Raw genomic sequence first — 4,123 nt, forward strand, 5'->3', positions numbered from 1 at the left:
GCGGTGCTTGCGTCGCCTGCTGTGAGGGACCCGCCGATGCTTCCGGACCCGACCGCACCCGCATCTCTGCTCGCCGTGCTGGGCGCTTTGAGCGGCAGCTTCACCTTCCCGACGTTCTCCACGTTCGCCGCGCTGGTCACCGGGCTGATCGCGAACACCGGCCGGGGCACGGTCACCGGGATGCTCCTGGGTGCCGGTCTGACGCGGCACTGGTCCCACGACCGGGTCCACTCCTTCTTCGCCCGTGCCCGCTGGGACCCGCAGACGCTGGGCGCGTCACTGTCCCACCTGGTGGTGCGCTCCCTGGTGCCCGATGGCACCCGGTTGACGGTGGCGGTGGACGACACCCTGTTCAAACGGCGCGGGAAGAAGGTCTTCGGCGCCGCCTGGCAGCACGACGGCTCCGCCGCAGGCCGCGACGGGATCGGATACGGCACCTGCTTCGTCGTGCTCGGCCTGATCGTGGACCTGCCGTTCCTTTCCCGGCCGGTGTGTCTGCCGGTGGCCGCCCGGCTGCACCGCCCGAAGGGCGAGAAGACCAAGGTCGAACTCGCCGCCTCCATGATCCGGTTCCTGGCCGCCTGCCACTGGGGCCGGCGTATCGATGTGGTCGCTGATGCCGCCTACCACGGCAAGGCGCTGCGTGACCTGCCCGCACAGGTCACCTTCACCACCCGGGTGCCGTCCACCGAGCATGCCTGGCTCCAAAATTGCCGGCTATTCGGCAGGGGGTGGCGGTGTCAGCGGACTCGCCCGGTGAGACGAGTCCTGTCTCGTAGGCGAGGACGACGGCCTGGGCCCGATCGCGCAGGGTCAGTTTGGCGAAGATCCGGGCCACGTGGGTCTTTACTGTCGCCTCACTGAGCGTCAGTTCGCATGCCAGTTCGGAATTGGAAAGACCTCGGCCCATGAGCGTCAGTACCTCGCGCTCGCGCGGCGTCAGCGTGGCCAGGTCACGGTGGACGGCTGGGGTGCTTCGGCTTCTCATTCTTCCGGGTGGTGCCGTTCTTCTTCGCCGCCTCCCGGGCGGCGACCAGGGCCTGGCGCGCGAGGTCGACCCCGCTCAGCTCGGTGCTCACGCCATCACCGCCCCGACGACGTCGCCTTCCAGCGGGCGCGCGGCGAGCCCGGTGAGCCGGTCCGACCACGGCGCGGGCGCGGCCGTCTCGGTGCGGGCCGCCGTCTGCTCAGGTGCTGCCGCTGCTCTACCTGCACGGCCTGTCGTCCGGGGACTTCGTGCCCGCGCTGGAGCAGTTCCTCGGCGGCACGGCGGGGCTGTCCGCAGCGACGGTGACCCGGCTGACGAAGCAGTGGGGCGAGGACCATGCCGCCTTCCAGGCCCGGGACCTGTCCGACCGCGACTTCGTCTACGTGTGGGCCGACGGGGTCCACCCCAAGGTCCGTCTCGGGCAGGCACACTCGTGTGTCCTGGTCCTGCTCGGCGTCCGCGTCGACGGGACCGAGCTCATCGCGCTCGCGGAGGGGCTGCGGGAGTCCACCGAATCCCCCGGTGTGACCTGACCACGTTGACGACGATCAGTCAGACAGGCTTCCCTCGCTGAGCCTCAGGCGGCCACATTCGGGACAAGCTTCAGAGAAAGGAGGAAAGACCGTCGAGGAGCCTGTCCACGTCGTCGGCGGTGTTGTACGGCGCCAGGCCCACCCGCAGGGCGGGGTCCTCCAGCTTCAGTGCGGCGAAGGGCTCGTACGCGTAGAACGACCCGGCGGGGGCCAGGACGTCGCGTGCGGCCAAGTGCACCTGGGCCTCGCGGGCGTCGCGGCCTTCGAGGGTCATCAGGAGGGTCGGGGTACGGTCGGCCGCCTTCGAGTGCAGGGTGACGAGATCACCCAGAGCGCGCAGACCGTCCTGCAGCCTCGTGCTCAGCGCCTGCTCGTGCTCGTGCAGAGAGCCCAGCGAATGTGCGAGCCGCTCCCTGCGTGTGGCGCCCACGCCCGGGTCGATCGCTGCGAGGAACTCCATGGCGGCGGTGGCGCCCGCCAGGATCTCGTAGGGGAGCGTGCCGAACTCGAAGCGCTCCGGCACGGTGTCGGGGGACGGCAGAAGCTTGTCCGGCCGGAGGGTTTCGAGGAGTTCGGGCGCTCCCGCGAGCACGCCGCAGTGCGGTCCGAGGAACTTGTACGGCGAGCAGACGAACAGGTCCGCACCCATCGCGGGCACGTCCACCAAGTGGTGGGCGGCGTAGTGTACCCCGTCCACGTACACCAGGGCGCCGACCTCGTGCGCCCGGTCGGCGATCCGGCGAACGGGCGGCTTGGTGCCCAGCACGTTCGAGGCCGCCGTGACCGCGACCAGCCGGGTCCGAGGCGACATCGCCCGCTCGAACGAATCGAGGTCCAGTTCCGTCGTCCCGGCGTCGATCTCGATCCAGCGGACCGTCACTCCGGCGCGCTCGGCCGCCTGGACCCAGGGGCGGACGTTGCAGTCGTGGTCCAGGCGGCTGAGGACGATCTCGTCGCCCGCCTTCCAGCCCTTGGCCAGGTGACGGGAGAAGTCGTACGTGAGCTGGGTGGCGCTGCGCCCGTGGACGATGCCGCCGGCGGGCACGTTGAGCAGGTCGGCGTAGGCGGCGCGGAACTCCGCGACGGCGCGCTCGGCGTTCAGCTCGGACGGGCTGACAACACCCCGGTTGGAGAGGGGGCCGGTCAGCGTCGCGGTGATGGCGTCGGCGACGGGGCGGGGGGTCTGGGTCCCGCCCGGGCCGTCGAAGAAGGCGAGGCCGTGGTCGAGGGAGGGGAAGTGGGCCCGGAGAACGGTCAGGTCGATGGCCATGGCCTCGGCTTTCTGCAGTGGAGGACGATCCTGCGAAGGGCTGCCGACGGTCGGCGACAGCGCGGACGACAGCGCAGGTGGGGCGCGTCCTTCCGGCCGGTTGCCTAGACTCTGGCACCGGCGGCAGAACACGTAAAGCGATGGATCGAGAAGAGAAAGTTCACGAGTCATGAAGTCTCAGCCGGATCTGAAGCTCCTGTCCACTTTCATGGCCGTGGTGAACCGTGGCTCCATGACCGAGGCCGCGGCGGCCCGCGGCTACGTACCCTCCGCGGTGTCCCAGCACATCGCCGCGCTGGAGCGCGACATGGGCATCGAGCTGGTCATCCGCCGCCCCGGCAGCCGGCTGATCCTGACCGCGGCCGGCCGCTCCCTCGCACAAGCGACCGAGACGCTCTTCGACGCGACCGCCCGATTCCAGGACGCTGCCAACAGCATCTCGAACCGTGAAATCGCCGAATTGCGCGTCGGCGCCTACCCCAGCGCGATGAGCCACCTGCTCCCCGGGATTCTGTCCGTTCTCAAGCCCCGTGGCCGCGGCCCCCGCATCCGCCTCATCATCGTGGAGACAGACAAAGGGTTGCCCAAGGTCAAATCGGGTGACCTGGACCTGCTCATCGCCTACCGATACCTGCCCGAGGACCCACCGGCCAATTCTGGTGAGTGGACCACCACCTCCCTGAGGCACGAGCCGCTGGTCCTCGTCACGGGCACTCGGCCGGGCCGTCGCCCGTTGGAACTGGCGGAATGCCTTGAGATGGAATGGACCTCGGGCCACGTACACAGCCCCGATCGGCGTTTGTTGCATCGCTGGGCCGGAGAACTGGGGATCTCTCCCGACGTCACGCTGGAAACCGAGGACCTGCACAGCATGCTGGCCATGATCAGAGCCGGTTTGGCGGTGGGCCTGATCCCAGCCACTCTCATCAGCGGAGAGAGCGACCGGTCCGGAGTCGAACGGGTTGTCCTTCCGCCCGGAGTCACGCCCCTCCACCGCGAGGTCCTCGCCGTGAGCAGACCCGGCACCCGCCCCCCGATCATCAACGAGTTGGTCACGCTGCTGATCGAGGCTTTGGAGAGCGTCCGGTTGTAGGGGGTCGAGACTGGTGGAGCCCGGTGATCCGGTAGTCGGTGTTCCTGCGGCTGTGCTCCGGTGCTGGACATGGTTATTACCCCGCAGCCTTATCACTCGACTTCCGCAGTTCTGACTGACCGTCAGGCAGGTAGCTCACATGGATGACCTGTGGCCGTCGGCCCACGTCGGTGGCAGACAGCAAGGAAGCATCGGCGGTGCTTGCGTCGCCTGCTGTGAGGGACCCGCCGATGCTTCCG

The 4,123-nt window shown here is 69.1% G+C and carries 3 protein-coding genes and 3 pseudogenes; 3 read left to right on the plus strand and 3 right to left on the minus strand.

What is annotated here, in order from left to right; translation table 11 throughout:
• Positions 1–36: 36 nt before the first annotated feature.
• A pseudogene (locus RB628_RS39615) lies at positions 37–708 on the plus strand (transposase); the annotation flags it as partial.
• Here RB628_RS39615 and RB628_RS39620 read toward each other — a convergent pair.
• Together RB628_RS39620 and RB628_RS39625 are read right to left on the minus strand one after the other, a co-directional pair.
• Positions 668–973: pseudogene (locus tag RB628_RS39620) on the minus strand (response regulator transcription factor); the annotation flags it as partial. The pseudogenes RB628_RS39615 and RB628_RS39620 overlap by 41 nt on opposite strands.
• Positions 954–1,079, minus strand: a complete 126-nt coding sequence (locus RB628_RS39625) for a hypothetical protein (RefSeq protein WP_318325499.1) — start codon at positions 1,077–1,079, stop codon at positions 954–956. The pseudogene RB628_RS39620 and the gene RB628_RS39625, both read right to left, overlap by 20 nt.
• A gap of 106 nt (positions 1,080–1,185) precedes the next feature.
• On the opposite strand from RB628_RS39625, the pseudogene RB628_RS39630 reads away from it, so the two are divergent.
• Positions 1,186–1,506: pseudogene (locus tag RB628_RS39630) on the plus strand (transposase); the annotation flags it as partial.
• 85 nt (positions 1,507–1,591) lie between these two features.
• Here the strand turns inward: RB628_RS39630 and RB628_RS39635 are convergent.
• Positions 1,592–2,791: a cysteine desulfurase-like protein gene (locus tag RB628_RS39635; protein WP_318325500.1), complete on the minus strand. Its 1,200-nt coding sequence runs from the start codon at positions 2,789–2,791 to the stop codon at positions 1,592–1,594.
• Between the two features lie 169 nt (positions 2,792–2,960).
• Here RB628_RS39635 and RB628_RS39640 point away from each other — a divergent pair, with 169 nt between their 5' ends.
• A complete protein-coding gene (locus tag RB628_RS39640; RefSeq protein WP_318325501.1) occupies positions 2,961–3,884 on the plus strand; it encodes a LysR family transcriptional regulator in 924 nt (307 codons plus the stop codon).
• Positions 3,885–4,123 lie beyond the last annotated feature (239 nt).

The sequence above is a fragment of the Streptomyces sp. ADMS genome (assembly GCF_033441795.1).
Lineage (GTDB): Bacteria > Actinomycetota > Actinomycetes > Streptomycetales > Streptomycetaceae > Streptomyces.

Bases quoted from the DNA above. Each gene is read 5' to 3' on its own strand.
- RB628_RS39635 (WP_318325500.1), bottom strand. From the start codon at position 2,791: ATGGCCATCGACCTGACCGTTCTCCGGGCCCACTTCCCCTCCCTCGAC.
- RB628_RS39640 (WP_318325501.1), top strand. From the start codon at position 2,961: ATGAAGTCTCAGCCGGATCTGAAGCTCCTGTCCACTTTCATGGCCGTG.